The 23,790-nt window shown below is 63.8% G+C and carries 26 protein-coding genes; 5 read left to right on the forward strand and 21 right to left on the reverse strand.

What is annotated here, in order from left to right; all coding sequences use genetic code 11:
• Positions 1 to 188: 188 nt before the first annotated feature.
• Together mazG and DESFRDRAFT_RS02585 are read right to left on the reverse strand one after the other, a co-directional pair.
• Positions 189 to 974: a nucleoside triphosphate pyrophosphohydrolase gene (gene mazG / locus DESFRDRAFT_RS02580; RefSeq protein ID WP_005990811.1), complete on the reverse strand. Its 786-nt coding sequence runs from the start codon at positions 972 to 974 to the stop codon at positions 189 to 191.
• Positions 971 to 1,750, reverse strand: a complete 780-nt coding sequence (locus tag DESFRDRAFT_RS02585; RefSeq protein ID WP_005990813.1) for a CvpA family protein — start codon at positions 1,748 to 1,750, stop codon at positions 971 to 973. Before DESFRDRAFT_RS02585 ends, mazG begins: the two co-directional genes overlap by 4 nt.
• 157 nt (positions 1,751 to 1,907) lie before the next feature.
• Between DESFRDRAFT_RS02585 and DESFRDRAFT_RS02590 the strand changes: the two genes are divergently transcribed.
• Complete coding sequence (locus DESFRDRAFT_RS02590; protein WP_005990814.1) at positions 1,908 to 3,026, forward strand: AAA family ATPase; 1,119 nt, start codon at positions 1,908 to 1,910, stop codon at positions 3,024 to 3,026.
• 15 nt (positions 3,027 to 3,041) lie between these two features.
• Here DESFRDRAFT_RS02590 and ribD read toward each other — a convergent pair whose 3' ends face one another.
• The 12 genes from ribD to DESFRDRAFT_RS02655 all read right to left on the reverse strand — a co-directional run bounded on the left by ribD (position 3,042) and on the right by DESFRDRAFT_RS02655 (position 14,168).
• Positions 3,042 to 4,184, reverse strand: a complete 1,143-nt coding sequence (ribD, locus tag DESFRDRAFT_RS02595; protein WP_005990815.1) for a bifunctional diaminohydroxyphosphoribosylaminopyrimidine deaminase/5-amino-6-(5-phosphoribosylamino)uracil reductase RibD — start codon at positions 4,182 to 4,184, stop codon at positions 3,042 to 3,044.
• A complete protein-coding gene (locus tag DESFRDRAFT_RS02600; RefSeq protein WP_005990816.1) occupies positions 4,171 to 4,635 on the reverse strand; it encodes a deoxycytidylate deaminase in 465 nt (154 codons plus the stop codon). Before DESFRDRAFT_RS02600 ends, ribD begins: the two co-directional genes overlap by 14 nt.
• 828 nt (positions 4,636 to 5,463) lie before the next feature.
• Complete coding sequence (locus tag DESFRDRAFT_RS02610) at positions 5,464 to 6,081, reverse strand: DUF4276 family protein (RefSeq protein ID WP_005990817.1); 618 nt, start codon at positions 6,079 to 6,081, stop codon at positions 5,464 to 5,466.
• Positions 6,078 to 7,256: an AAA family ATPase gene (locus tag DESFRDRAFT_RS02615; RefSeq protein ID WP_005990818.1), complete on the reverse strand. Its 1,179-nt coding sequence runs from the start codon at positions 7,254 to 7,256 to the stop codon at positions 6,078 to 6,080. Before DESFRDRAFT_RS02615 ends, DESFRDRAFT_RS02610 begins: the two co-directional genes overlap by 4 nt.
• A gap of 202 nt (positions 7,257 to 7,458) precedes the next feature.
• Positions 7,459 to 8,697, reverse strand: coding sequence for a serine hydroxymethyltransferase (gene glyA / locus DESFRDRAFT_RS02620; protein ID WP_005990819.1), 1,239 nt, complete (start codon positions 8,695 to 8,697; stop codon positions 7,459 to 7,461).
• A 94-nt stretch (positions 8,698 to 8,791) separates the two neighbouring features.
• The gene (fabF, locus tag DESFRDRAFT_RS02625) at positions 8,792 to 10,036 is read right to left on the reverse strand and encodes a beta-ketoacyl-ACP synthase II (RefSeq protein ID WP_005990820.1); all 1,245 of its coding nucleotides are present in this window, start codon (positions 10,034 to 10,036) and stop codon (positions 8,792 to 8,794) included.
• A gap of 67 nt (positions 10,037 to 10,103) precedes the next feature.
• Positions 10,104 to 10,340: an acyl carrier protein gene (locus DESFRDRAFT_RS02630; protein WP_005990821.1), complete on the reverse strand. Its 237-nt coding sequence runs from the start codon at positions 10,338 to 10,340 to the stop codon at positions 10,104 to 10,106.
• 43 nt (positions 10,341 to 10,383) lie between these two features.
• Positions 10,384 to 11,112 carry a 3-oxoacyl-[acyl-carrier-protein] reductase gene (fabG, locus tag DESFRDRAFT_RS02635; RefSeq protein WP_005990823.1) on the reverse strand — a complete coding sequence of 243 codons (729 nt, stop codon included), beginning with the start codon at positions 11,110 to 11,112 and terminating at the stop codon, positions 10,384 to 10,386.
• Positions 11,113 to 11,326: 214 nt separating this feature from the next.
• Positions 11,327 to 12,316 (reverse strand): beta-ketoacyl-ACP synthase III, encoded by a 990-nt coding sequence (locus DESFRDRAFT_RS02640; protein WP_005990825.1) that lies wholly within the window; start codon positions 12,314 to 12,316, stop codon positions 11,327 to 11,329.
• A 17-nt stretch (positions 12,317 to 12,333) separates the two neighbouring features.
• Positions 12,334 to 13,383 carry a phosphate acyltransferase PlsX gene (gene plsX, locus DESFRDRAFT_RS02645; protein ID WP_005990827.1) on the reverse strand — a complete coding sequence of 350 codons (1,050 nt, stop codon included), beginning with the start codon at positions 13,381 to 13,383 and terminating at the stop codon, positions 12,334 to 12,336.
• Positions 13,373 to 13,555, reverse strand: a complete 183-nt coding sequence (rpmF, locus tag DESFRDRAFT_RS02650; protein ID WP_005990829.1) for a 50S ribosomal protein L32 — start codon at positions 13,553 to 13,555, stop codon at positions 13,373 to 13,375. Before rpmF ends, plsX begins: the two co-directional genes overlap by 11 nt.
• A gap of 61 nt (positions 13,556 to 13,616) precedes the next feature.
• On the reverse strand, positions 13,617 to 14,168 hold the full coding sequence (locus DESFRDRAFT_RS02655) for a YceD family protein (RefSeq protein ID WP_005990831.1): 552 nt from the start codon (positions 14,166 to 14,168) through the stop codon (positions 13,617 to 13,619).
• Positions 14,169 to 14,360: 192 nt separating this feature from the next.
• Between DESFRDRAFT_RS02655 and rpmB the strand changes: the two genes are divergently transcribed.
• Positions 14,361 to 14,567 carry a 50S ribosomal protein L28 gene (rpmB, locus tag DESFRDRAFT_RS02660; protein WP_005990833.1) on the forward strand — a complete coding sequence of 69 codons (207 nt, stop codon included), beginning with the start codon at positions 14,361 to 14,363 and terminating at the stop codon, positions 14,565 to 14,567.
• 169 nt (positions 14,568 to 14,736) lie between these two features.
• Entirely contained in the window at positions 14,737 to 15,111 is a 375-nt protein-coding gene (locus DESFRDRAFT_RS02665; protein WP_005990835.1) for a helix-turn-helix domain-containing protein, read from the forward strand.
• A 27-nt stretch (positions 15,112 to 15,138) separates the two neighbouring features.
• Here DESFRDRAFT_RS02665 and DESFRDRAFT_RS02670 read toward each other — a convergent pair whose 3' ends face one another.
• Complete coding sequence (locus DESFRDRAFT_RS02670; RefSeq protein WP_005990838.1) at positions 15,139 to 16,461, reverse strand: hemolysin family protein; 1,323 nt, start codon at positions 16,459 to 16,461, stop codon at positions 15,139 to 15,141.
• A 193-nt stretch (positions 16,462 to 16,654) separates the two neighbouring features.
• Between DESFRDRAFT_RS02670 and DESFRDRAFT_RS02675 the strand changes: the two genes are divergently transcribed.
• Positions 16,655 to 16,873 (forward strand): vWA domain-containing protein, encoded by a 219-nt coding sequence (locus DESFRDRAFT_RS02675; RefSeq protein ID WP_005990840.1) that lies wholly within the window; start codon positions 16,655 to 16,657, stop codon positions 16,871 to 16,873.
• Positions 16,874 to 16,951: 78 nt separating this feature from the next.
• Here DESFRDRAFT_RS02675 and DESFRDRAFT_RS02680 read toward each other — a convergent pair whose 3' ends face one another.
• The 4 genes from DESFRDRAFT_RS02680 to DESFRDRAFT_RS02695 all read right to left on the reverse strand — a co-directional run bounded on the left by DESFRDRAFT_RS02680 (position 16,952) and on the right by DESFRDRAFT_RS02695 (position 20,849).
• Entirely contained in the window at positions 16,952 to 17,149 is a 198-nt protein-coding gene (locus tag DESFRDRAFT_RS02680) for a hypothetical protein (RefSeq protein WP_005990842.1), read from the reverse strand.
• Between the two features lie 26 nt (positions 17,150 to 17,175).
• Positions 17,176 to 18,651 (reverse strand): aldehyde dehydrogenase family protein, encoded by a 1,476-nt coding sequence (locus tag DESFRDRAFT_RS02685; protein ID WP_005990844.1) that lies wholly within the window; start codon positions 18,649 to 18,651, stop codon positions 17,176 to 17,178.
• A 383-nt stretch (positions 18,652 to 19,034) separates the two neighbouring features.
• Positions 19,035 to 20,429: a glutamate--tRNA ligase gene (gene gltX, locus DESFRDRAFT_RS02690; protein WP_005990846.1), complete on the reverse strand. Its 1,395-nt coding sequence runs from the start codon at positions 20,427 to 20,429 to the stop codon at positions 19,035 to 19,037.
• A 198-nt stretch (positions 20,430 to 20,627) separates the two neighbouring features.
• Positions 20,628 to 20,849 (reverse strand): NifU family protein, encoded by a 222-nt coding sequence (locus DESFRDRAFT_RS02695; RefSeq protein WP_005990848.1) that lies wholly within the window; start codon positions 20,847 to 20,849, stop codon positions 20,628 to 20,630.
• A 293-nt stretch (positions 20,850 to 21,142) separates the two neighbouring features.
• On the opposite strand from DESFRDRAFT_RS02695, the gene DESFRDRAFT_RS02700 reads away from it, so the two are divergent.
• On the forward strand, positions 21,143 to 22,438 hold the full coding sequence (locus DESFRDRAFT_RS02700; protein ID WP_005990850.1) for a DUF4405 domain-containing protein: 1,296 nt from the start codon (positions 21,143 to 21,145) through the stop codon (positions 22,436 to 22,438).
• A gap of 128 nt (positions 22,439 to 22,566) precedes the next feature.
• On the opposite strand, the gene DESFRDRAFT_RS02705 is transcribed toward DESFRDRAFT_RS02700, so the two are convergent.
• Both DESFRDRAFT_RS02705 and DESFRDRAFT_RS02710 read right to left on the reverse strand, forming a co-directional pair.
• Positions 22,567 to 23,301, reverse strand: coding sequence for a hypothetical protein (locus DESFRDRAFT_RS02705; RefSeq protein ID WP_005990851.1), 735 nt, complete (start codon positions 23,299 to 23,301; stop codon positions 22,567 to 22,569).
• A 46-nt stretch (positions 23,302 to 23,347) separates the two neighbouring features.
• A complete protein-coding gene (locus DESFRDRAFT_RS02710) occupies positions 23,348 to 23,683 on the reverse strand; it encodes a hypothetical protein (protein ID WP_005990853.1) in 336 nt (111 codons plus the stop codon).
• Positions 23,684 to 23,790 lie beyond the last annotated feature (107 nt).

Genomic DNA, 23,790 nt, shown 5'->3' on the forward strand with positions numbered 1-23,790 from the left:
GGGGGGAAACCTTTCTGCGGAAAGGTTCTCCCCCCGGACCCCCTTTCCAAAGACTCCCAGTAGTTACAGGGTAGTGTCGTCACACAACCCGTAACCGTCAGAAGTTTTGGGGAGGGGAGAGCGCGAGAGGGGAACCCTTTTTTCAAAAAGGGTTCCCCTCTCGCACTTTTTTCCTATTCTTTCCCTTCCTACCCTTTCTTGACTTCATCCCACAGGGCGTTTTTGGCGGTCATGTCCAGGCTGTCGAGGTCGAGGCCACGCGTTTTGGCCAGGGCTTCCATGGCGTTGTAGCGCGCGAGGAACTTGTTGTTGGCCACGTCCAGGCAGCTGTTGGCCTTGAGTCCCAGCCGGCGGCCGTATTCGGCCAGGGAGAAGAGGTAGTCGCCAAATTCCTCGGCCATGGCCTCGGCGTCGCCCGAGGCCACGGCGGCGTCGAGTTCGGCTTTTTCCGCGTCCAGGCTTTGGCGCATGGCCGCGTCGGATTCCCAGGTGAACCCGGCCCGGGCGGCCTTGGAGTGGATGCGGTAGGCTTTGAGCAGCGGCGGCAGGCCCTTGGGCAGGGTGGCGAAAAGGCCTTGGTGGTCCTTGTCTTTTTCGGCGCGCTTGATGCGTTCCCAGTTTTTGAGCAGTTCGTCGCGGGTTTCCACCTTCACGTCGCCGAAGACGTGGGGATGGCGGCGCACCATCTTGTCCGAGGCCACGGTCAGGGCGTCGGCCAGGGTGAAGTCGCCGTGCTTGGCGGCCAGGGTGGCGATGAAAAGGAGCAGGAACATGACGTCGCCGAGTTCCTCGGCCATGCCGGCCGGGTCGTCGGAGCGGATGCAGTCCACCAGTTCGAACGCTTCCTCGATGACGTAATCGCACAGGCTGCGGGGGGTCTGGGTCTTGTCCCAGGGGCAGCCGTCAGGAGCGAGCAGGGCGTCGAGCACGCCTTGCAAGCGGGCCAGGGCATCGGCCGGGGTGTTTGCACTCATGATTTCTTCTCTGTTGCTGCGGCGTGCTGGGCCGCTTTGGCATGGGATGGCGTCTTGGCCGCCGCTTCCCGCGACGGCGTGTCGGCCTTTTTATGCCGCGACGTTTTCTTTTCCGTGTCGGCGGCTTTCTTCTCGGGCTTGGGTTTTTCCTCCCGCTTTTTCTCGGGAGGCGCTTTCGGCTTTTCGGCGGGCTTTTTTTCGGGTTCGGCTTGTTTTTTCGCGGTCGGGGCCTTGTCCGATTCGGCCGCCTTTTTCACGACGGCGGCGGCCGGCTCCTTTTTGCCGAGCTTGCGCAACTTGTCGTTGAGGTCCGGCGGGATGTAGCGGGCGAGCTTGACGCTGACCCGTTCCAAGAGAGGCACAAGGATCGAGCCCTTGAGAAAATCCGGGTGCGGCGTGGCCAGGTGGATGAGGAAAAGCAGCACCGCGGTCAGCACCACGCCCTTGGCCAGGCCGAAGGCGCCGCCGAAAAGCCTGTCCGCCCACTGGGTGGTGGTCACCTTGACCATGCCGGAGACGGCCAACGCCAGGAACCAGACGCCGAGCAGGGTGGCGGTGAAAAGGATGATGTAGGCGGCGGTGCCGGCGTAATTGCCGGAGATGAAACCGGTCAGGTGCGGGGCCAGTTCCTTGTGGTAGGCGCCGGCGCAGTAAAAGCCCAGCACGATGGCGGCCAGCGACCCGGCCTCCTTGACCAGCCCACGCATATAGCCCCGGATACTGAAAAAGAGCCAGATGATGGCCAAAAGCAGGTCGGCGATATTGAGCGTCGGCATGAAATTCCGGGAGGTTGGCTGTTGCCGCGCCACCTTGCGCTCCCGCCTCTTAGCAAATGCCCCCCTAAAAACCAAGCGCGCCGGCAAGGGGCGTCCCGTGCGCTTGTCCGGGCAGCCCGAAGCGGGTAGAAAGGGAAAAACCAGAAAGGATGCGTGCATGGAAGAGTCTCTGCTCCCGGTTGCCATAGACGCTTTTTTGGGCCAGCGGGTGCTCGGCCAGAAAGACCTGCTTACGCGCATCAGCGTATCGCTTTACAAGCACATCCATGGCCTGCCCGCGCCGAACGTCCTTTTGATCGGCAACTCCGGCACGGGCAAAACCACGCTCATGCAGGCCATCACCGCGTTCTACGACGCTCACGAGTCCCTTTCCAGGCTGCGGGTCATGATCGTCATAAATGCCAACACCCTGGCCGCCGAGGTGGTGGGCGAGGACCGCACGACGCGGCTTTTCAACAAGCTCGAGGCCCGGGCCAAGGTGCTTTTCGGCGCGGATGTCACCGCGGCCGAACTCAAGGATTATCTGGAAAACGCCACGGTGTGCGTGGACGAGGTGGACAAGATTTCCGGGCGCATCTCGGGCAAGCCCAATGTCTCTGGCATCGCCACTCAGTATGCGCTTTTGACCATGCTCGAGGGCGAGCAGTTCCTCTACCGGGCCACGGTGCGGGAGGACGGGCGCGAGGTGGAGGTCGACCTGCCCCTGGATACGGGCCGGCTGCTTTTCATCTGCGGCGGCGCGTTCGAGGAGCTTTACGACCAGGTTTACGGCTGTCTGGTCAACCGGCGCGACGACAGGCGGCTGAAGGAAGTCTCGGAGGTGGAGCGCCGGGCCGACGGAACGGTCTCGGTGCGCACGGTGGCCCGGTTCAAGCTGTGCGACTACCTGCGCCTGGCCGATCTTTTCACCTACGGCATGATGCCGCAGTTCATCTCGCGCTTCGGCTCCATCGCCGTGCTCGACGACCTGGGCAGGGAGGAATTGCGCCGGATATTCCTCGAAGCCGCCAACTCGCCGTTGCGCCTGACCATGGAATATTTTCGGCACATGGGCATCCGGCTGGCGGTGACGGAGGGGGCCGTGAACGCCATTGCCGACGCCGCGGCCAAAAACAGCCGCATCGGCGCCCGGGCCCTGCGCGAGATCTTCAACGGCCTGATCGCGCCCCACGAGTTCGATCCGTTCCACTCGCCGCGCCTTGCGCAAACCGAGTCCGGGCCGACGCTCACCATCGACCAGGAAACGGTCACGCAGTACTTGTGCCGGATGGACTAGGGAACGGGATCGGGACTATTCGGGCCGCTGCGCCGGGCGCAGCCGGACCATGACGTCCGTGCCCACACTTTCCATACTGGTAAAGCGCAGTTGCGCCGCATCCGCCATGCGGGGAACGGTGAGTCCTGAAAAACCGGGCACGGCCGCCGCGTCGCCAAGCACTTTGGGCGCGTAGAAAATCACCAGCTCGTCGGCAAGCCCCTGGCCCAGCAGGCTGGCGGCCAGTTCCCCGCCGCCTTCGCACAGCAGCGCGAAAACGCGCGCCTCCTGGCGCAGTCGGGCCAACCCCGCCGCCAGATCGAGCCCTTCGCCGTTCGCCGCCCTGGGCAGTCCCCACACCCGTACCCCGGCCTTTTCCAGCTGTGTGGCGACAGGCGACGCGGCGGCCTTGGCGTCGGTCAGGATAACGAGCCGGGTTGGCCGGTCTTTAAGCAGGGCTAGTTGCGCGTCCGCATCCGGCAACCGGCGCGTGACCACCACGCCGAGAGGCTGGGGATTGTGGGCCAGCGGGTGATTTTCCGGCAGGCGGTGGCTCAGCCGGGGATTGTCGGCGCGCAGCGTGCCGCCGCCGACCAGCACGGCCGAGGACGCGGCGCGCATGGCGTGGACCCGCTCCCGGGAAGCCTCGCAGCTCACCCAGGCGGCGTCGCCCGTGCGGGTGGCGATGCGCCCGTCCAGGGTCATGGCCAGCTTCACCGTCACGTACGGCCGGCCCATGGTCTGCCAGGTGATGAAATCGGCCACGGCCTCACGGCATTGGGATTCGAGCACGCCGACCGTGACCTCCACCCCTTCCTGGCGCAGCAGCGCGGCTCCGCCGCCGGCCACGGGATTGGGGTCCAGACAGCCGACGACCACGCGGGCAATGCCCGCGTCCAGCAGGGTACGCGAGCACGGCGGGGTCTTGCCGAAATGGTTGCACGGCTCGAGGGTCACGTACATGGTGCCGCCGGCCGGCGAGACGCCCTTGCGCTCGGCGTCGTGCAAACATTCCACCTCGGCGTGGGGCCCGCCGAACACCTTGTGCCAGCCTTCGGCCACGATGCCCCCGTCGCGCACCAGCACCGCGCCGACCCGGGGATTGGGCATGACGAAACCCCGGCCGCGTTCGGCCAGCTCCAGGGCCCGGGCCATGAAATCCGCGTCAACAGGGGCCATAGTCGCCCTCCAGCACCGTAAAGCCGATGCCGGCCTCGGCGATCATCTTGGCCGAGAGCGGATCGGGATACCCCTGGCTGAAATAGATGTTGTTGATCTGGCAGTTGATGAGCATCTTGGTGCAGATCAGGCACGGCTGGGTGGTGCAGTAGATGTCCGCGCCGGCGATGGGCACGCCGTGCAGGGCGCATTGGATGATGACGTTTTGCTCGGCGTGCAGGCCCCGGCACAGCTCGTGGCGTTCGCCCGAAGGGATGCCCATCTGTTCGCGCAGACAGCCGATGTCCAGACAATGGGCGGTGCCGGACGGGGAGCCGTTGTAACCCGTGGCCAGGATGCGGCGGTCCCGTACGGCCACGGCGCCGACCTTGCGGCGCAGGCAGGTGCTGCGCTCGGCCACAAGGTAGGCGATGCGCATGAAATAATCGGGCCAGGGCAGGCGGTTGTCCATGATGGCGACTCCGTGCGGGGGGCGGGACGCGGAACCGGGGGAGGGAACCCCTTTTTGCAAAAAAGGGTTCCCTCCCCCGGACCCCCACCCTCCCGAAAAACTTCAAAAGGGGACGACGGGCCAGAGTGGACCAAGGCGGGGGAGGCGTCAAGACGGGCGCGACGGGATGCAGAATTTCCTAGTACAAATCTATGTTTTTGTGTGAACGATTGCAATATGGGGAGATGGACTGTTGCGTTGGAGGTCCTTTATTGTATCTTGATCATCCATGTGCATGAAAAAGAGACGGATGTGCTCTTGTGTCTGTATATATTTTAGACAAGTTTGTTTTGCGTGCCGATCTATCCTGCTGATTTCCCGATAAAAATACTGTGGCATCGCTCTTGCTCTGTTTGCATGAAAAACAGAAAAAGGGGATTGGGATGAAAAAGCTCCTGATGGGGACGGTGTTGGCGGTGTCGGTGTTGGCGAGTGCCCTGGCCTATGCTCAAAGCGGTTTCGGGTCCGGCCCATGGTGGATGGACGGCGGTGATACGCCGCGGGGGGGTGCGGGATCGCTTGCGGGAACGTGCCTTGGTACCGGCACCCCCACAACGGGTCTCGGGCTCGGACTCGGCTTTGGCGACGGCACACAGCCGCAACCCCAGGACGGCACCGGATTCGGCAGCCCCTGGGCGCAATAAGCGAGACAGTCCGTTTTCCGATGCGACGTACCGGCCCTCGGCGACATTGTTGCCGGGGGCTTTTTTTGTCGGCGTCCCCGCGCTCAGGCCTGGCGCACGGCGTCGCGGCCGGCGCACGGAGCTACCCTACGGCAAGGGAGTGGAATCAATGCGCGGCGGTCTTGAGGCAGGCCAGCATATCGTTGAGAAAGGCGGCCAGGGCGGGACATTTAGCGTAGGCGACATTCGGGTCCAGACGTGAGAACAGTTCAACACCATTGGCTGTTTTTTTGTAGTCGCGTTTTATTTTTTCCCTGTACAGGCGGATGAGCAGTTTGGCCGGGGGCTCGGTGGAATCCACCTGTTCGGGGTTGGCGATCCTGCCGGGAAAGGCGCGTTTTACCTCGGTAGGAAAAATATCGGGCTGGCTGAGCAGCCAAGCCTCCAACTCATGTACCGCGAAATGCTGTTTGAATCGCGGCGAGTCGACTTCCTTTTCCAGACGTTCCCGCAGATAGGCGCATTTCTCCTGCGTCGTTTTGCAATGGCCGGGGATGGTCTTCGGTCCATACAGGTCGAGCAGGCCGAAGACGGCGGCGACATCATTTTCTTTGAGATACATGGAGGCCTTGAGGGCGCATTCCTTGAGATGATTGTCGCAACCCTTGGCATTGACTGTGTGGATGGCCGGCAATGGGTCGATTTTTCCGTGCAGCCAGCGCCGGAAAAATTGCGGCAAAGCCTTCTTTTCGGTTTCACCTTCGACGAGGAGGATGATTTTCACGCCAACGCCTCCAGATCGCCGGAGAGAAAGAGCGTGCCCAGGGAATAGTGCGTGAGCCATTCCTTGAGGGCTTCGCCGTCGAGATTCTTGATTTTGGTTTCCCCATTCTCCCAGCTTGTGACCGTTGTGGTCACGTCGCAATCGCTGAAAGCGTCGAGGAATTGCGGCGAATGGGTGGAGAAGATGACCTGCGTGCGCTTGGACGCCTCGGCCGCGTATTCGGCGATGATGGGGAACATGGATGGGTGCAGGCCGGTTTCGGGCTCGTCGATGGCGATAAGCGACGGTGGTTCGGGGTTGCACAGCACGGTCATGAGGAACAGGAACCGTATGGTGCCGTCGGAAAGGTCGAGCATGGACTGTTCGCGCTTGAGGCTTTTCCAGCGGATGCGAAGTTGCACGAGTTGATCAGCCGCCGGCGGAAAGACAAGGCGATCGAACTCGTCTCCAAAGGCTGCCCGCATGGCGGTGTTGATGTCGTTTTCGAAGTCTCGATTTTCGGAATAGAGGGTGTGGAGGACATTGACGAGGTTTTGACCGTCTGAGTCAATTTGCTTGTTGAATCTTGTAATGAGTGGGCGTCGTATATTTGCTTGAGATTGTGTGTCTAGATGACGATATATTTTTGTGTCAGCTATGTTCTCCTTGAGAATGTATAAGGAGGTGTCATATTGATGCGGAGTTGTCGCAATAGATAAAAAACTTTCAAGTCGATTTTTTATTTTAACTGCAATGTCACTGAGGCCATTAGAACCTGTTATCTTAGATACCCCCGCTTCTCTATATATTAACGTATTGAGCTTGTTTGTTTTTTCGTCATTATCGTAATATTCTTCAGAGCATATCTCTTTCAGAATTCTGTATGTATCGTTTCGTAATGCAAGTTCTAGGCTATAATAAGTATCGGTTGGCAGTGCAAATATCTCAAAAAAAGATTGGAGTTGGACTTTGATAAAACGAACAGATCCATCCCATGCGACTCTCGTAATACCCCCATTCTCCTGGATAAAGTTATCTAAATTGCCACTAGCTATATTTTGTAGAAACGAGAGAGCAAGAAGTATATTACTCTTCCCCGACCCATTCGGCCCGATCAAAATCGTCAGCGACCCGGGTTCCCAGACCACATCCTTGAGGGACTTGAAGCCCTTCACTTCCAATCGCTTGATGAGCATGGCGGCCGTCCTGGCAAGGTTAACGTCGTTTTAATCAAAAGTGATTAAACGGGATGAGCAACTGGTTGTAAAGGGCTATCAGCGCTGGGTCTGAAACAACATCGGGCCGGCAGGACGTTTCGTCCCACCGGCCCGACGCGCTATATGAACCGGGGAGAATAAGCTCCCCGGCAGGGGCTTGGGGGAATCCCCCAAGTCTTTTCTAGCAGGCGAAAAGCGGAAATCCCTTGGCGAATTTCTGCACGTCCTTGCGGATTTCGTCCAGCTTGGTCTCGTTTTCCCGCGAGGCGATGGCCGCGTCGATCCAGCCGACGATCTTCTCGATGTCCGCCTCGACCATGCCGCGCGTGGTCAGCGCCGCCGTGCCCATGCGTACGCCCGAGGTGACGAAGGGCGAACGCGTCTCAAAGGGCACCGTGTTCTTGTTGACCGTGATGCCGGCCAGATCCAGGGCATGCTCGGCGTCCTTGCCGGTCACGTCCTTGTTGGTCAGGTCGACCAGCACGAGGTGGTTGTCCGTGCCGCCGGAAACCAGATCGTAGCCGGCGTCCAGGAGCCCCTTGGCCAGGACCTGGCAGTTTTTCACCACCTGTCCCTGGTAGGTCTTGAAGGCGGGCTTTAAGGCCTCGCCGAAGGCGACCGCCTTGGCCGCGATGACATGCATGAGCGGGCCGCCCTGGATGCCGGGGAAAATCTGGGAATTGAGCGACTTGCCGAACTCCTCGGAGGAGAGGATCAGGCCGCCGCGCGGGCCGCGCAGGGTCTTGTGCGTGGTCGAGGTGGTGTAGTGGGCGTAGGGGATGGGCGAGGGATGGTGCCCTGTCGCGACCAGACCGGCGATGTGGGCCATGTCCACCACGAGCTTGGCCCCGACCTCGTCGGCGATGGCCCGAAAGCGCGGGAAGTCGATGATGCGGGGATAGGCGCTGGCCCCGGCCATGATGACGGTGGGCTTGTGCTCCTTGGCCAGCCGCTCGACCTCTTCGTAGTCGATGGTGCCGGTTTCCTTTTTCACGTGGTAGAACACGATGTTGTAAAGCCGGCCGGAAAAGTTGACGGGCGAACCGTGGGTGAGGTGGCCGCCGTGGGAGAGGTCCATGCCGAGCAGCGTGTCGCCGGGCTTCATGGCCGCGAAGTAGACGGCCATGTTGGCCTGGGAGCCGGAATGGGGCTGCACGTTGGCGTACTCGGCCCCGAAAAGCGTCTTGACCCGGTCGCGGGCCAGGTCCTCGGCGATGTCCACGTATTCGCAGCCGCCGTAGTAGCGCTTGCCGGGATAGCCTTCGGCGTACTTGTGGGTGAGCACGCTGCCCTGTGCCTGGCGCACGGCCACGGAGACGAAGTTCTCCGAGGCGATCATCTCGAGCTTGCCGGTTTGCCGTTCGATCTCCAGGCACACGGCGCGCCCGATTTCCGGGTCGGCGATGAGCAGTTCTTCCATGGGCGTATCCTCCCAAAGCGCGCGGGGGGAAACTCGGGTATCGAGCCTCCCCCCGTTTAAGGATTGCGAAGCGGCCGGCCGGGCCGGAGTCCGCCTATTCGGCGAAGGCCTTGTACAGCATGCAGGCGTTGGTGCCGCCGAAGCCGAACGAGTTGCAAAGGACGGTCGCGATGTCGGCATGCTTGGCTTTGCCCGGCGTGTAATCCAGGTCGCAGGCCGGGTCCGGCGTCTCCAGGTTGATGGTGGGCGGAATGACGCCCTCCGCGATGGTCTTGACGCTCATGACCGATTCGATGCCGCCGGCCGCGCCCAGGCAGTGCCCGATCATGGATTTGTTGGAGGTGATGGGCACCTTTTTGGCGTGGCCGCCGAGCACGGTCTTGATGGCCATGGTCTCGCAGGCGTCGTTTAGGGCCGTGGAGGTGCCGTGGGCGTTGATGTGCGCGATGTCCGCCGGTCCCATATCCGCCTCGCGCATGGCGGCCCGCATGGCCAGGACCATGCCTTCGCCGTCCTCGGGGGGAGCGGTCATGTGGAACGCATCGCCGGACGCGCCGTACCCGACGGCCTCGGCATAGATGCGCGCGCCGCGGGCCCTGGCGTGCTCCAGGGACTCGAGGAGCAGCAGGCCGCAACCCTCGCCGATGACGAAGCCGTCGCGGTCCGCGTCGAAGGGGCGCGAGGCCTTGGTCGGATCGTCGTTGCGGGTGGAAAGGGCTTTGAGGGCGTTGAAGCCGCCGACGGCCAGCGGCGTGATGGTCGATTCCACGCCGCCGCAGATGGCGGCCGAGGCCCGGCCGAGCTTGATGTCGGTGAAGGCGCAGCCGATGGCGTGCTGGCCCGAGGCGCAGGCCGAGGTGGTGCAGAGGTTCGGCCCCTTGGCCCCGACGGTGATCGACACCTGGCCGGCGGCCATGTTGGCGATCATGGTGGGGATGAAAAAGGGCGAAACCCGCGACGGTCCCTGGGCCAACAGCTTGGTGTGGGTGGCTTCGAGGGTTTCGAGGCCACCCAGGCCGCAGCCGATGATGACGGCCACGTCGGCCGCTTCGGCGGGATCGATCGTGTAGCCCGCGTCCTCCATGAGCATGGTGGCGGCGGACACGGCGAAGAGCGTGAAGCGGTCCAGGCGTTTGGCGAGTTTTGGCGCGACAAACGCCGTTGCATCGAAGTTTTTGACCTCGCAGGCGAAACGCGTGTCGTAGGCGGCGGCATCAAAGTGGGTGATGGGCGCCGCGCCAGACATGCCGGCCACGAGGTTGGTCCAGCTTGTGGCCAGATCGTTGCCGATGGGAGTGATGGCCGCAAGGCCGGTGACGACTACCCTGTGTAAAGTCATGGCGCATCCGTCCGCGGCCGGGGCGGCGCTTCGACGCGCGGCCCCGGTCCGACTGGGCGTTTGGGGCTTATTCGCCCTTTTTCTTTTCGATAAAGGAGATGGCGTCCTGCACTTTCTGAATCTGCTGGGCGTCCTCGTCGGAGATCTCCACGCCGAACTCCTCTTCCATGGCCATGATGAGCTCGGTCAGATCCAGGGAATCCGCGCCCAGGTCATCGACGAACTTGGCGTCGGGGTTGACCTCGCCGGCGTCCACGCCGAGCTGATCCACGATGATCTCTTTGACTTTTTCCGCGACAGACATGGTTTCCTCCAAATGGTGGCCGTGTATTTATCCTAACGTTGCGTTACATGTACATGCCGCCGTTTATGCCGAGGACCTGTCCCGTGACGTAGGCGGCGTCGTCGCTGGCGAGGTAGCCCACGGCGGCGGCGATTTCGGCGGGGGAACAGGCGCGCTTGAGGGGAATGCGCTCGGCAAAGGTCGCCTTGACGGCGTCCGGAAGCACGGCGGTCATGTCGGTTTCGACGAATCCCGGGGCCACGGCGTTGACCGTGATGCCGCGCGGGGCGAGTTCCAGGGCGGCGGACTTGGTCAGCCCGATGAGCCCGGCCTTGGCCGCGGCGTAGTTGGCCTGGCCGGCGTTGCCGGACTGGCCAACCACCGAGGTGATGTTGACGATACGGCCGGCGCGGCGCTTCATCATGAGCTTGGCCGCTTCGCGCAGGCAGGTGAAGGCCCCGATCAGGTTGACCTGGATCACGGCCGCGAAATCTTCGTCCTTCATGCGCGCGATGAGCCCGTCGCGGGTGATGCCGGCGTTGTTAACCAGCACGTGCAGGTCGAGGCTCTTTATGTGCTCGGCGAAAAAGGCGGTGACGGCGGCCGGGTCGGAGGTGTCGAGGGCCAGGGCCCTGGCCCTGTTGCCTTCGGCCGTGATGGCGTCCGCGACCGCGGCGGCGGCGTCCGGCTTGCTGACGTAGGTGAGCAAGACATCGAAACCGTCGCGTGCGAGTCGTGCGGCTGTGGCCGCGCCGATGCCGCGAGACCCGCCGGTGACCAGTGCCGTGCGCATGGCGCAACTCCTTGCGGCGCGTGGGAGGTTTCCCCGTTACGCGGCCGGATTGTTTTTCGTAAGACGGGGGCGTGGACATGGTCCCGCCCCGGCCGGGCAGGGCGACACCCTAGCCGAAACGCCCCCTGACGGCAATCGCGTTTTACCGCGTCCCGCCGCCGGATTCGCGCTCTTCCGGGGAGGATTTCCGCCCGGAAACGCGCGCGCCTCTTTCTCAGAACTGGAGCAGGGCCGAGCCCCAGGTAAAACCGCCGCCGAAGACGCCGAGCAGGACCTTGCTCCCGGCGGGGATGCGGCCGGCCGCCCGGGCCTCCGTCAAGGCAATGCCGATGGTCGAGGCCGAGGTGTTGCCGAAGCGGTCCACGGTCACCATGACCTTTTCCAGGGGCAGCCCCAGTTTCTTGGCCACGGCCTCCATGATGCGCAGGTTGGCCTGGTGGGGGATGAACAGGGCGATGTCGTCGTTCCCCAGGCCGTTTGCCGCCAGGACCTGTTCGCAGATATCGGTCATCTTGCGCACGGCGTGCTTGAAGACCTCGGGGCCGTTCATCTGGAGAAAAAATTCTTCGCCCACACTATCGCCCAGCTTGTAGGGATGGCCGGAGCCGCCGCCCTGGATGGTGAGCAGGTGCCCCAGCGAGCCGTCGCTGGCCAGGCGGGCGTCGACGACGCGCGCGCCGTTGCCGCCCGCGTCGGACGTGACCACCGCGGCGGAGGCGGCATCGCCGAAGAGCACGCAGGTGCGGCGGTCGGCCCAGTTGGTGCGCGTGGTGAGCACCTCGGCCGCTGCCACGATCACCGTGGCTTCGGGATGCAGGGCAATGACCGCCCGGGCCATCTCCAGGCCGTAGACGAAGCCGCAGCAGGCGGCGTTGACGTCCTGGACCACCTTGCCCCGGATGCCGAGCTTTTCTTCCACCAGGCAGGCGGCCGAAGGCGTGTAGTAGTCCGGGGTGACGGTATAAAGAAAGATGTGGGTGACTTTGTCGGCTTCAATGCCGGCGTCGGCCAGGGCGCGACGGGCCGCTTCGGCCGCCATGTCGCTGACGGTTTCGCCTGGGGCGGCGATATGGCGCTCCTTGATCCCGGTGCGGGTGGTGATCCACTCGTCGGAAGTCTCGACCATTTTTTCCAGGTCGGCGTTGGTCAGGATTTTTTCGGGCGCGTAATAGCCAAGGCCGCGGATGTAGGCTTCGTGCTTCATGTAAAAAAGGGGGCGGGTTAGCGTTGGTCGTTGACGGCCTGGCGGCGGAGACCGGCCAGGTCGATGTTCTTGGCCACGGCCGTGGAAAGGTGGGTGTTGGCTTCCATCTCCACGAACCGGGCGGCCATGCGCACGGCACTGGACATGGCTTTGCTGTTGGAAGCGCCGTGGCAGATGAGGCAGATGCCTTTGAGCCCTAAAAGCGGCGCGCCGCCGTATTCGGCATAATCGACCAGGCGCGAGAAACGCTTGAGCGCGTTTAAGGCCAGCATGGTGCCGATCTTGCCGAAAAAGCCGCGCCGCAGCTCTCCCTTGAGCAGCCTGCCGAGCGAGGAGGCCAGGCCTTCGGCCTGCTTGACCACCACGTTGCCGACAAACCCGTCGCACACGACCACGTCCACGTTGCCCGTGAACAGGTCGCGGCCCTCGATGTTGCCGACGAAATTGAGCGAACTCCGGCGCAACAGGTCGAAGGTTTCCTTGACGAGGTGGTTGCCCTTGCCCGACTCCTCGCCGTTGGACAAAAGCGCCACGGCCGGGTTCTCGCGCCCGAGCATGGTCTGGGCGAGCACCGAGGCCATGACCCCGAACTGGAGCAGGTGGAAGGGCTTGCAGTCGACGTTGGCCCCCACGTCGATGATGACGGTGTGGGAGCGTTCGGTCGGCATGAAGGTCGCGAGCGCCGGGCGTTCCACCCCCGGCGCGCGGCCGATGGTGAACATGGCGCAGGCCAGGGTCGCGCCGGAGTGGCCGGCGGAGATGACTCCGTCGGCGTTGCCCTCGCGCACGAGGTTGCAGGCCACCTGTATGGAAGAATCCCGCTTGCGCCGAAGCGCTTCGGAGGGCTTCTCCTCCATCTCCACGACTTGCGAGGCGTGGACCACGGAGACCGGCAGGCCTTTGACGTCGTAGCGGGCGAGCTGGGCGTTTATGGCGTCCGTGTCGCCCACCAGGATGATCTCGGCCTTGCCGGTCCTGGCGGCTTGCAAAGCGCCGGGAACGACCACGTGGGGACCGAAGTCCCCGCCCATGGCGTCCACGGCGATGCGCGGCTTGTTATTCGGCATCGTCCTTCCGCAGCATCTGACGGCCGCGGTACATGCCGCAGCTGGGGCAGACGCGATGGGGCAGCGTGGGCTCGCCGCAGGAGCAAAGGACCACGGTGGGAACCGGGACGTGGTCGTGGGCGCGGCGCATACCTTTGCGGGACTTGGAGATTTTTCTATTGGGGACGGCCATGGCGATTACCTCGCAGCTAGGGGTTTGTGTCTTTATACTGTTCGCGCGCGGCGATTTCGCGTCAATGGCGCTCGTTCGGATCGCGCGGGACCTTCAATTGCCGCAGCACGGCAAGTCTGGGGTCGCCTTCCTCCGTGGAGCAGGAACACGGCCCGTCTTTGAGCGAAGCGCCGCACCGGGGGCACAGCCCCGGGCAGTTTTCGTCGCACAGGGGCTTGACCGGCATGGCAAGCAGAAACTGTTCCCACAAAAGGCTGGCCACGTCCAGCTCCAGCACCTTGCCCCGGCGCCGCACAAGGCCCGGCTCCAGGGACTCTTCGCCCTCGGCCGGGAGTTCCTCGAACTGCTCGAAATCGATGGCGATGTCGAGCATGGTGTCCTCGGCGCAACGGTCGCAGGGGCTGACGACCTTGCCGGAAAGCCGGCCCCGCACCAGCGCGCCCCGGGTTTGCGGCAGCACGGAAAACGTGGCGGCAAGCCCGGTGCCCGGCGCGTCGAGGCGGTGGGGCAGGTCGAATTCCGCAATGGGACCGGTCCAGATGGCCTGGTCGGAAAACGAAAACTCCCGGCCGGTTGCCGGGATGTCGGTGATATCAAGCCAAAGTTCGGACATGGGTTTCCTCGCGGAGAAAAGAGTGCTAGTCTGTGACCCGGGTGTTGTCAAGAAAAAGCTTGCCAACGTCTTCGTTCCCATGTACCTCACAAAATTCTTTGCGTCACTGCGAAAAAACACGCGGTCGCGGCAGCCCGGAACCCTTGTCCGGCGGGCCGTCCCGCGACATATGTTTTCGGGAGGAACCTCGTCATGGCCAAGATTTGCGAGCATTGCGGCAAGAAGCCCCAGAGCGGCAACAACGTCAGCCACGCCAACAACAAGAGCAAGCGTCGGTTTTCGCCCAACCTTGTCAAGGTGCGGGCCCAGTTGCCTTCGGGCGAGGTGACCACCATGACGGTGTGCACCCGCTGCCTGCGTTCCGGCGCGGTGACCAAGCCTGTCGCCAAGACCGCCTAGTTTCGTTTCCAGCCTTTTCTATAGTAAGGTTGCAAAGCGGCGCGCCATCCGGCGCGCCGCTTTTTTTTTGTCGCCATGATGGAGCGGGGATGGCTGTTGACAACAATTTGCAGCAGGATGCGGTGGTCATCCAGGTCGTGGACATCGGACGGCGCAAGGAGGTTTATCGATGAGTGTGCAGATTCTCGAACATGAGGGGCGGCCGGCATTCGCGCTGCTGCCGATCGAGGAATACGAACGACTGGTGGCGGCTCTCGAGGATGCGCATGACGCCGCGACGCTGGAAGCGTTTTATCGCAAACTTGTCTCCGGCGAAGAGGAGACTTTCCCGGCGGAAGTCGCGGACAGGCTGCTGGCCGGAGAACATCCCGTCCGGGTGTTGCGCTCCCATCGGGGCATGACCTTGCAACAGGTCGCGGATATCTGTGGCGTAACGAACGCCCACATTTCCCAAATCGAGCGAGGGAAGCGGTGCATGTCCACGGAACTGCTGCAAAAGATGGCCGAGGCGCTCCGCGTGGACATCGAACTGCTGCTTCCCTGACCGCGCGCGGACTTTTTCGTTTCCTCTCTATTGCGGCGTTTCCTCTTCAGCCGCCCGGGGCGTCGCCAGCACCCGGTCGATGCGCCGGCCGTCCATGTCCACGATTTCAAACGTCGCGCCACGGGCCGCAAGCGTGTCGCCTATGGCCGGGATGCGGCCGAGGCGCTCCAGCAGGAATCCGGCCAGGGTGGCGTCGCCGACGTCCTCGGGCCAGGGCCGGGGCCAGGAAAGCGCCGCCGCCACCTCGTCCATGGGCGTGGCCGCGTCGATGAGAAGCGAGCCGTCCGCGCGCCTGACCATGGCCGGCTCCTCGTGGCCGGAGAGCCCGGGCAGGTCGCCCACCATGTCCTCGAACACGTCCGCCGCCGTGACCATGCCGACCACGTCGCCGTATTCGTCCACCACCAAGGCCAGATGCAGACGCGGCGACTGGCGAAAGCGCGCCAGCAGCGACAGCCCGCGCAACGTCTCCGGCAAGAAGACCGGCGGCGTCATGTGCCCGGCCAGATCGACCCGGCCGTCGCGCAGATAGCCGGCCAGCGCGTCCTTGGCCCGCACCACCCCGAGCACCTGGGAAAAATCCCCGCGAACCACCGGAAACCGGGTGTGCGGGCTCTCCATCATGGCCGCGAGCGTCTCTTCGGCCGGGGCGTCGATGTCGATGCGGTCGATCTTCGAGCGGTGGGTCATGATGACGTCCAGGGGCCGATCGGTGAGCCGCAGCACGCGCTCCATGATGGCATGTTCCTCGTGCTCCAGGGCTCCGTGCAGCATCCCCTCGCGCAAAAGGCCGCGAATGTCCTCCTCGGTCACGGCCGGTTCGCCGCCGCCCCCGCCGAACCCGAGCAGGCGCACCACGCCGCGCGTGGCCAGGCCGAGCAGCCGCACCGCCGGCCGGCTGGCGAACAAAAGCGCCCGCATGACGGGCGCGGCGGCCATGGCCAGCCCCTCCGGCCGGGCCAGGGCCAGCCGCTTGGGCACCAGTTCGCCGAAAAGGAGCGTGATCACGGCGATCGGCACCACCACCCCGGCCAGGGACAAGGCGTGGGCATAGGGGGAGAGGATCGGGATCGTGTGGAGAAAGGCGGCCAGCTCCCCGGCCAGGGTCGCGCCGCCGTAGGCGCTGGCCAGCACGCTTGCCAGCGTGATGCCGATCTGCACGGCGGACAGAAACGTTTCCGGATCTTCCCGCAGGCGCAGGCAGGCCCCGGCCCGGCGGTTGCCGGCTTCGGCCAGGCCCTGCAGGCGGCTTTTGCGGGAGGCGACCAGGGCCATCTCCGCCATGGCGAAAAAACCGTTGACGCAGATAAGCCCGACGACGGCCAAAAGTTCCAGAATGATCGCGGTCATGGACGCTCCGTATGACGATGCGACGTCGGGAGGCAAGGCCATGCTAGCACCGTCGGCGGCAAAGGCGAAGAGAGTCCGTGGGAAGCCTCGCGAATGGTTGTCGTGCCGTATTGTATTGTACCCGGGACATGGTATGGTGTTTTATGGTGTAATTTATATTGTGTCAGTATGAAATGAAGGCGAGGAGGATACCATGCCCGATTGCGAATGCCTGGCCGGATGCGTGTTTTTCAACGACAAGATGCAAAATATGCCGACAGCCGCCAATCTGCTCAAGAAAAGACTGTGTCGCGGCGACAACAGCAAGTGCGCCCGCCATATGGTGCTTGTGGCCAAAGGACGGGCAAACGTGCCTCCCGATCTGTCGCCCAATCAGGTGGATCGCGCGGCGAGCATCATTGCCGGAAGATAATGGAGCGATACGAACGCCCTGGTCGCGATGCGCACACGACCAGGGCGTAAAAGGGCGTTCCCAAACCGGCGGGAAGCGTCAGTTCGCGGCGAGAAGGTCGTTTAATCCCTTGATGAAGGCCTCGGGATCGGACACCTTGCCAAGCTTAAGCAGCGTGCCGAGATCGCAGGGGAAATCCCCGGAGCAGCTGTAGGGGGATACGCCGTTTTTGATGCAGTAGGCCACGACGCCCGGCTTGTCGACGAATTCCTCGACAGGTGTTTCCTTGGTGATCATGGTCTGGCTCCTTTGTCTGGACGTACTCAATACATCCCGACTTTTTGTTCGGACAGGCTGATGAAGATGTTTTTGCGCTGACTGTAGTGGTCGAGCATCATCAGGTGGTTTTCCCGGCCGATGCCCGATTTCTTGTAGCCGCCGAACGGGGCGTGGGCCGGCAGCACGTTGTAGGTGTTGACCCACATGCGCCCGGTTTCGACGCCCCGGGCCACGCGCAACGCCCGGTTGATGTCCCGGGTCCAGACGCCGCCGGCCAGGCCGTATTCGTTGGCGTTGGCCAGGGCCACCACCTCGTCCTCGTCGCGGAAGGCGATCACGCTCGCCACCGGGCCGAAGATTTCCTCGCAGGCCACGCGCATGGTGTTTTTCACGTGGGTCAAAAGCGTCGGCTGCATGAAGCAGCCCTTGGCGAGCGGGCCGTCGGTGATGCGGTTGCCGCCGTAGGCCACGGTCGCGCCCTCGTTTCGGGCCACGTCCACGTAGGCCAGGATCTTTTCCAGCTGGCGCGCGTTGACTTGGGAGCCCATCTGGGAGTCCGGCTCCCAGGGGAGCCCCACCCTGACCTTGGCGAAGGCGTCGGTGGCCGCCTCGGTGAAGCGGTCGAAGATGTCCTCGTGCACGAACACCCGGGAGCCGGCGCAGCAGACCTGTCCCTGGTTGAAGAGGATGCCGAGCTGGAGCCCCTCGATGGCTTTTTCCCAGGGCGCGTCGGGGAAGAAGATGTTGGCCGACTTGCCGCCGAGCTCCAAGGTGGCGGGAATGAGCTTTTTGGCCGCGGCCTCGGCCACGGTGTAGCCGACCTCGGTCGAGCCGGTAAAGGCCAGCTTGGAAAAGCCCGGGTGGTTGAGCATGGCGTTGCCGGTGGTCGAGCCCTTGCCGGTGATGACGTTGACCACGCCGGCGGGCAGCGCCTGGGCCATGAGCTTGGCCAGTTCCAGGATGGACAGCGGCGTTTCGGTGGAGGGCTTGATGACCACGCAGTCGCCGGCGGCCAGGGCCGGGGCCAGCTTCCAGGCGGCCATGAGCAGGGGGAAGTTCCAGGGGATGATCTGGCCGACCACGCCGAGGGGCTCGCGCAGGATGATGCTCATGGTCGTCTCGTCGATCATCGTGGCCTGGCCTTCCTCGGTGCGCACGGCGGCGGCGAAGTAGCGGAAATGGTCCGAGGAAAGGGGCACATCGACGCCCTTTGTCTCGCGGATGGGCTTGCCGTTGTCCATGGTCTCGACAAGGGCCAGATGGTCGGCGTTGGCGTCGATGAGGTCCGCGATTTTAAGGAGTATGGCCGAGCGTTCCTGGGGCGTGGTCTTTTTCCAGGCCGGAAACGCCTTCCAGGCGGCGTCGACCGCCTTGTCGATGTCGTCGAGGCAGGCGTCGGCGCAGTGGGCCAGGACTTCGCCGGTCGACGGATTGGTCGTGGCAAAGGTCTTGCCGCAGCCGCTTTCGACCCATTGTCCATTGATGAAAAGCTTGTAACGATCGTTAAGATGCAGATCCATGGATCACTCCGTAATTGATGTTGGGGATATCGTGGAGGGTTGCGTTCGTAACAGAGGAAGATACAAGGCTTGATTGTAGACAAGGACGGTGCGACGCGTGCATGTCGCAATGGTTGCCGCCAAGTTATGGAATCGCCGGCGAGGCCGCGTAAGGGCTTTCTCCTGACGTCAGCCGGAACAGCGCTGTCCAGAGGTCTTTTTCGGGTCCTCCTTGGAGAAAAATCAAGGCTACCCTACACCCACGCCCCCGCCTGTCAAGGTCCGGCGGGAAAAAGAAGGGAATCCTCCCCGGCGGGTTCCGGTCCGGTCGCCACGCAAAAAGCCCCCGGATGCGGCCGTAACCGCGCCCGGGGGCTTTGTCGTCCGGAAGAATCCTGTTCGGCCTACAGCGAAAGCGCCCGGTCGATGCGGGAAAGCACGCGTTTTTTGCCCATGACGGCCATGGTCTCGAAAAGCCCGGGGCTGGCCGTGCCGCCGGTGATGGCCACGCGGATGGGCTGGGCGAGCTTTTTGAACTTGAGCTCCTTGGCCTCGAGATAGGCGGCCACCGCCTGTTCCATGGAGGGCTCGTCAAAGCGGCACAGGGCGTCGAGGATGGCGCGCACGTCGGCGAGGTGCTCGCGCACATCGGGGGTGAGGAACTTCTGCACGGCCTTCATGTCGTAGGTGAGGTCGTCGGTCGCGGCCACGAAGCTCTCGGTCTTGTCCGCCATTTCGGCCAGGGTTTGGGCGCGCGGCTGCAAAAGCGGCACGATGCGGGCCAGGTATTCCAGGTCCTGGGACGGATAGCCCTTGCGCTCGAGGAAGGCGTTGACCAGCACCGCCAGGCGCGAGGCCGGGCTTTCCTTGATGTAGTGGGCGTTTAACCACAGGAGCTTGGCCTTGTCGAACACGGCGGCCGAGCTGCCGAGGTTGTCCGTGGAGAAGAATTTGACCAGCTCCTCGCGGGAGAAAAGCTCCTGGTCGCCGTAGGCCCAGCCCAGGCGAACGAGCCCGTTGAGCATGGCCTCGGGCAGAAAGCCTTCGGTTTCGTATTCCATGACCGCCGTGGCCCCGTGGCGCTTGGAAAGCTTTTTTTTGTCCGGGCCGAGGATCATGGGCACATGGCCGAAGCGCGGCAGGGGCAGGTCGAGGGCCTTGTAGATAAGGATCTGGCGCGGGGTGTTGTTTAAGTGGTCGTCGCCCCGGATGATGTGGGTGACGCCCATGGTGGCGTCGTCGACCACCACGGCCATGTTGTAGGTCGGCGAGCCGTCGGGGCGGCGCAGGACCATGTCGTCGAGCTCGGCGTTGTCGAAGGAGACCGGCCCCTTGACCATGTCGTCGACCACGGTGGCCCCGGCGATCGGGGCCTTGAGCCGTACCACCCGGCCCGGTCCGGGGCCGAGGCCCGCCTCGCGGCAGCGGCCGGAGTATTTGGGCTTGAGGCCCTTTTGCCGCGCCTGCTCGCGCATGGCCTCGACTTCCTCGGGCGTGCACGAGCACCAGTAGGCGTGGCCGGTTTCGAGCATCTTGTCGATGTACTGGTTATAGATGTCGAAGCGCTGGCTCTGGTAGGTGATCTCGCCGTCATGGTCGAGGCCGAGCCACTCCATGGCGTCGAGGATGGACTTGGTCATGTCGGCGTTGGACCGGACGAGGTCCGTGTCCTCGATGCGCAGCAGAAATTTGCCGCCGGTGTGACGGGCCAGCAGCCAGTTGAAAATGGCCGTGCGCGCGCCGCCGATATGCAGGTAGCCGGTGGGGCTCGGGGCGAAACGGGTGACGATGGTGCTCATGGTGGTGGCTCCGAAGCGAAAAAAGGGAGCTGCCGCGGCGGCTCCCCGGGTGACGGACCAAAACGCTGCCGGGGGCGGCCGGCGGCGGGAAACGGGCGGAGCGGTTCTCGCGCCCCTTAAAAAATACACACGTATTTTTTAAGAAAAGGCAATGCGAATATGTTGTTTTCGCAACCCGTGGGGATGCGTTCGGGAAAACTAGACGGCTTCCACGGCCTTGACGCCCGGCACGGACTGCATGAGGATGCGTTCGATACCGTTTTTGAGCGTCATCTGCGACATGGGGCAGCCCTTGCAGGCGCCGGTGAGCCGCACTTTGACGATGCCGCCGTCGGTGACCTCGACGAGTTCCACGTCGCCGCCGTCGGCTTGCAGGCTGGGGCGGATTTTGGCCAGGGCGGCTTCGACTTTTTCTTGCATGGCGCTACTCCTTGACGTCATTTGGAAGGCAACTTGCAAAGATTGTTGTTATGAAAGATATATAATGATATCGATATGTTCCAGCTCTCCCGCGCTGTCGCGGGAAAACGGAGCAAGTCCCGGTCGCGGCAGGCGACAACCGGCGGCCTCGCGGCCGGGAGGTAGCGTCTTTGGGAGCCGGCGTCAACCGCGCCGCCGCAAGCCCCGTCCGGGGATGGGCAAATGCGGCCAGGCGTGCTAGAGGGCGGACAACCCGAACGCCCGACCGATAAACCGGGCGGTGGAGCCCCCGCATGTTCAAGAAATCCGTCTTCCTGATCCTTCTTTTCTCCTTCTTCTTGCTGATCCTCTCGGCCCTGGTGGTTTTCATCGCGCCGGCGGCCCGGGTCGCCTCCTGGGCCGACTGGGCGTTTCTGGGACTTTCCCGACCGCGCTGGGAGGCCGCGCATCTGGGTATGGGCCTGCTTTTCGCCGTGGCCGGGCTGGTCCACGTGATCTGCAACCGGGCGGCGCTGCTCGACACCCTGCGCGACGCCGACGGCGCGCTGATTCTTTTCACCAGGCCGTTTTTCGTGGGCCTTGTCGTGGCCGTCGGAATCTTCGTCTGGTCCCTCGGGGGCATGCCGCCGGTGGGACAGCTGGTCGCCTTTTCGGATTATTTCAAGCAGCGGGCCGTGGAGACCTACGGCGAACCGCCGTATGCCGAGGCCCAGCGCTCGACCCTGGAGAGCCTGGCCCGGCGCATGGGCATGGACAAGGACAAGGCGCTGGCCCTGCTGCGGCTTAAAAACATCAAGGCCGAAAGCGCGGACATGACGCTGGCCGAGATCGCCCGGCAAAACGGGGTGGCCCCGGGCGGCGTGTTCGAGGCGCTGCGCATGGTCATGGAGCCTTCGGGCGGCAATCCGGCCGGGCTGCCCAAGGACCCGCCCCCGGGCCTTGGCCGGCGCAAGCTGTCCGACATCTGCGAGGAGTATGGCCTGCCCCAGGCCACGGCCATGGCGCGGCTCGTCGCCGCCGGGATGAAAGCCCAGCCGTCCTGGACGCTCACCGAGACGGCCAAGGCCAACAACGTCCTGCCCATCGCCGTCTACGAGGCTCTGCGCACGGAAAAGCCCGCCCCGGTGGCGGTGGAGGTCACGCCTACGCCGGAGACCACGCCGTCCCAGCCGGTCGAGCAGGAAAGCACCGCCGGCCAACCGGCCCCAGCCGAGCAGCCCGCGCCCGCTCCGGCCGCGCCGCAACAGGCTCCAACCGCCCAGCCGGCTCCCGGCCTCGCGACCCAGCCGGGCTCCGCGCCGACGACGCCTGGAACGCTTCCCCCCGCGCAACCCGGGTATCCGCCGGCGACCGCCGAACCGGCCCAGCCCACGGCCCCGGCCGCGACCATCCCGGCCACCGCGCCTCCCGGCCTGGAAAAGATGATGCTCCAGACCTTTTGCCGCGAATACGACATTCCGCTTTCGGTGGCCGTGCAGCGGCTGGCCCGGCATCACATCACCGCCTTCGGCGACATGAGCTTCGAGGAGCTGTCGCTGGAAAACAACCGCACCCCGACCGACATCATGCGTCTGGTCGTCGGCCAGTAGGGAACGGAAAAGACCGCGCCCAGGGATTCGCGCATCCCTTCCGCGCAAGCGGAGAACGGAAAAGGGCAGGCGTTGCGCCTGCCCTTTTTGCTGTCCTTGTCCTCGGGAAAGTTCCCAGGACCGCCGGATCAGAGACGGCGGCCGGACGGAGCCGGGGCCGGTTGCGGCGGCGCGGGGTTGGGGCCGGCCGGGGGGGGCGGCACGAAGCCGTAGTTCCACTTGGTCATGGTGGCGCCCATGTCCATGGCCAGGGTGGAGGTGATGGCGCTCAGCGGATCGGTCGGCATGCGGTTTTTGCGGGCGAAAAGGATGTAGTCCTCGACGAGCCCCGTCTCCATGGTGCCGGCCTCGGCCATGGACCACAGGCGTTCGCCGTTTCGGACGTCGATGACGTCGAAGGTGAAGGACACGCCGCTGTCGCCCCGGGTGCCGCCGGAGAGCACATAGGTGAATTTGCCGACGATGACGGTGTCGAGGCCCATCCTGCGGGCCACGGCCACGGCCTGCGGCGTGCTCGCCCCGCGCAGGTTGGGTTCGTAGAGGATCTTGGGGAAGACGCGGTCACGGGTCCAGGTCTGCCAGACCACCCGGGTGAGCTGCTCGCCCATGTCCTGGGAGCCGGCCATGTCCTGGGTGATCTCGAAGGGCACCATGAGCGCCGAGACGGGCACCGGCGGCGAACGCAAGGGCGAGACGTAGACCTCGGGGCTGTCGCGGCGGGTGTAGTTGTCGATGTAGACGATGCTTTTGTCGGAAATCTTGGGCTCGATGGCGCAGGCGGCAAGGACCGTCAGCGCGGCCAGGGCGCAAACGAGTCCGGCCAGGCGGGCGGGCAGACGGGCGAGACGCGGATGGCGGCGCATGGCGTTCCTCCAGGTGATGGTGTCGCTCAATTTGAGAAAAAGGGAATCACTGGCGCGTGGTGGTGACCACGGGCGCGTCGTAAAGGGTCTTTAAGAGTTGCTCGCGGGAGGAAAGCAGGCTCTCGCGCAGTTCGAGACGCTTTTGCGACGGCAACATGCGGAATTCCGGGCGCGCGGCCATGCGGCCGAGTTCCTGCATTTCCCGGCGGATGCGTCTGGCCTTGAGCAAAAAGGCCTGCTCCTCCGGGCGAACCTTGGAGGCCACCTCGGCCAGTTCGGCCAGTTCGGCGGCCATGGTCCGGAAGGTCTCGGGGTGGATCTCCCTGGCCAAGTGGCGTTTATCGGCCAGATGCCGCCATTTTTTTCGCAACCATGCCAACATGGGCGTCACTCCGTCGTCACCCGGGCGAAGTGGTCCGGGCCACAGCCCGTAACTTCGCATGCGCTTTTCATGCCATCGTCATCGCGTTTCCCGAAGCCCGCGTCAAG

Origin of the sequence: Solidesulfovibrio fructosivorans JJ], assembly GCF_000179555.1 — a bacterium.
Lineage (GTDB): Bacteria > Desulfobacterota > Desulfovibrionia > Desulfovibrionales > Desulfovibrionaceae > Solidesulfovibrio > Solidesulfovibrio fructosivorans.

What these genes read in the sequence shown, in the direction of transcription:
- mazG (WP_005990811.1), bottom strand. Translation starts at nt 974, where the DNA reads ATGAGTGCAAACACCCCGGCCGATGCCCTGGCCCGCTTGCAAGGCGTG.
- DESFRDRAFT_RS02585 (WP_005990813.1), bottom strand. Translation starts at nt 1,750, where the DNA reads ATGCCGACGCTCAATATCGCCGACCTGCTTTTGGCCATCATCTGGCTC.
- DESFRDRAFT_RS02590 (WP_005990814.1), top strand. Translation starts at nt 1,908, where the DNA reads ATGGAAGAGTCTCTGCTCCCGGTTGCCATAGACGCTTTTTTGGGCCAG.
- ribD (WP_005990815.1), bottom strand. Translation starts at nt 4,184, where the DNA reads ATGGCCCCTGTTGACGCGGATTTCATGGCCCGGGCCCTGGAGCTGGCC.
- DESFRDRAFT_RS02600 (WP_005990816.1), bottom strand. Translation starts at nt 4,635, where the DNA reads ATGGACAACCGCCTGCCCTGGCCCGATTATTTCATGCGCATCGCCTAC.
- DESFRDRAFT_RS02615 (WP_005990818.1), bottom strand. Translation starts at nt 7,256, where the DNA reads ATGCTCATCAAGCGATTGGAAGTGAAGGGCTTCAAGTCCCTCAAGGAT.
- glyA (WP_005990819.1), bottom strand. Translation starts at nt 8,697, where the DNA reads ATGGAAGAACTGCTCATCGCCGACCCGGAAATCGGGCGCGCCGTGTGC.
- fabF (WP_005990820.1), bottom strand. Translation starts at nt 10,036, where the DNA reads ATGACTTTACACAGGGTAGTCGTCACCGGCCTTGCGGCCATCACTCCC.
- DESFRDRAFT_RS02630 (WP_005990821.1), bottom strand. Translation starts at nt 10,340, where the DNA reads ATGTCTGTCGCGGAAAAAGTCAAAGAGATCATCGTGGATCAGCTCGGC.
- fabG (WP_005990823.1), bottom strand. Translation starts at nt 11,112, where the DNA reads ATGCGCACGGCACTGGTCACCGGCGGGTCTCGCGGCATCGGCGCGGCC.
- DESFRDRAFT_RS02640 (WP_005990825.1), bottom strand. Translation starts at nt 12,316, where the DNA reads ATGAAGCACGAAGCCTACATCCGCGGCCTTGGCTATTACGCGCCCGAA.
- plsX (WP_005990827.1), bottom strand. Translation starts at nt 13,383, where the DNA reads ATGCCGAATAACAAGCCGCGCATCGCCGTGGACGCCATGGGCGGGGAC.
- rpmF (WP_005990829.1), bottom strand. Translation starts at nt 13,555, where the DNA reads ATGGCCGTCCCCAATAGAAAAATCTCCAAGTCCCGCAAAGGTATGCGC.
- DESFRDRAFT_RS02655 (WP_005990831.1), bottom strand. Translation starts at nt 14,168, where the DNA reads ATGTCCGAACTTTGGCTTGATATCACCGACATCCCGGCAACCGGCCGG.
- rpmB (WP_005990833.1), top strand. Translation starts at nt 14,361, where the DNA reads ATGGCCAAGATTTGCGAGCATTGCGGCAAGAAGCCCCAGAGCGGCAAC.
- DESFRDRAFT_RS02665 (WP_005990835.1), top strand. Translation starts at nt 14,737, where the DNA reads ATGAGTGTGCAGATTCTCGAACATGAGGGGCGGCCGGCATTCGCGCTG.
- DESFRDRAFT_RS02670 (WP_005990838.1), bottom strand. Translation starts at nt 16,461, where the DNA reads ATGACCGCGATCATTCTGGAACTTTTGGCCGTCGTCGGGCTTATCTGC.
- DESFRDRAFT_RS02675 (WP_005990840.1), top strand. Translation starts at nt 16,655, where the DNA reads ATGCCCGATTGCGAATGCCTGGCCGGATGCGTGTTTTTCAACGACAAG.
- DESFRDRAFT_RS02680 (WP_005990842.1), bottom strand. Translation starts at nt 17,149, where the DNA reads ATGATCACCAAGGAAACACCTGTCGAGGAATTCGTCGACAAGCCGGGC.
- DESFRDRAFT_RS02685 (WP_005990844.1), bottom strand. Translation starts at nt 18,651, where the DNA reads ATGGATCTGCATCTTAACGATCGTTACAAGCTTTTCATCAATGGACAA.
- gltX (WP_005990846.1), bottom strand. Translation starts at nt 20,429, where the DNA reads ATGAGCACCATCGTCACCCGTTTCGCCCCGAGCCCCACCGGCTACCTG.
- DESFRDRAFT_RS02695 (WP_005990848.1), bottom strand. Translation starts at nt 20,849, where the DNA reads ATGCAAGAAAAAGTCGAAGCCGCCCTGGCCAAAATCCGCCCCAGCCTG.
- DESFRDRAFT_RS02700 (WP_005990850.1), top strand. Translation starts at nt 21,143, where the DNA reads ATGTTCAAGAAATCCGTCTTCCTGATCCTTCTTTTCTCCTTCTTCTTG.
- DESFRDRAFT_RS02705 (WP_005990851.1), bottom strand. Translation starts at nt 23,301, where the DNA reads ATGCGCCGCCATCCGCGTCTCGCCCGTCTGCCCGCCCGCCTGGCCGGA.
- DESFRDRAFT_RS02710 (WP_005990853.1), bottom strand. Translation starts at nt 23,683, where the DNA reads ATGTTGGCATGGTTGCGAAAAAAATGGCGGCATCTGGCCGATAAACGC.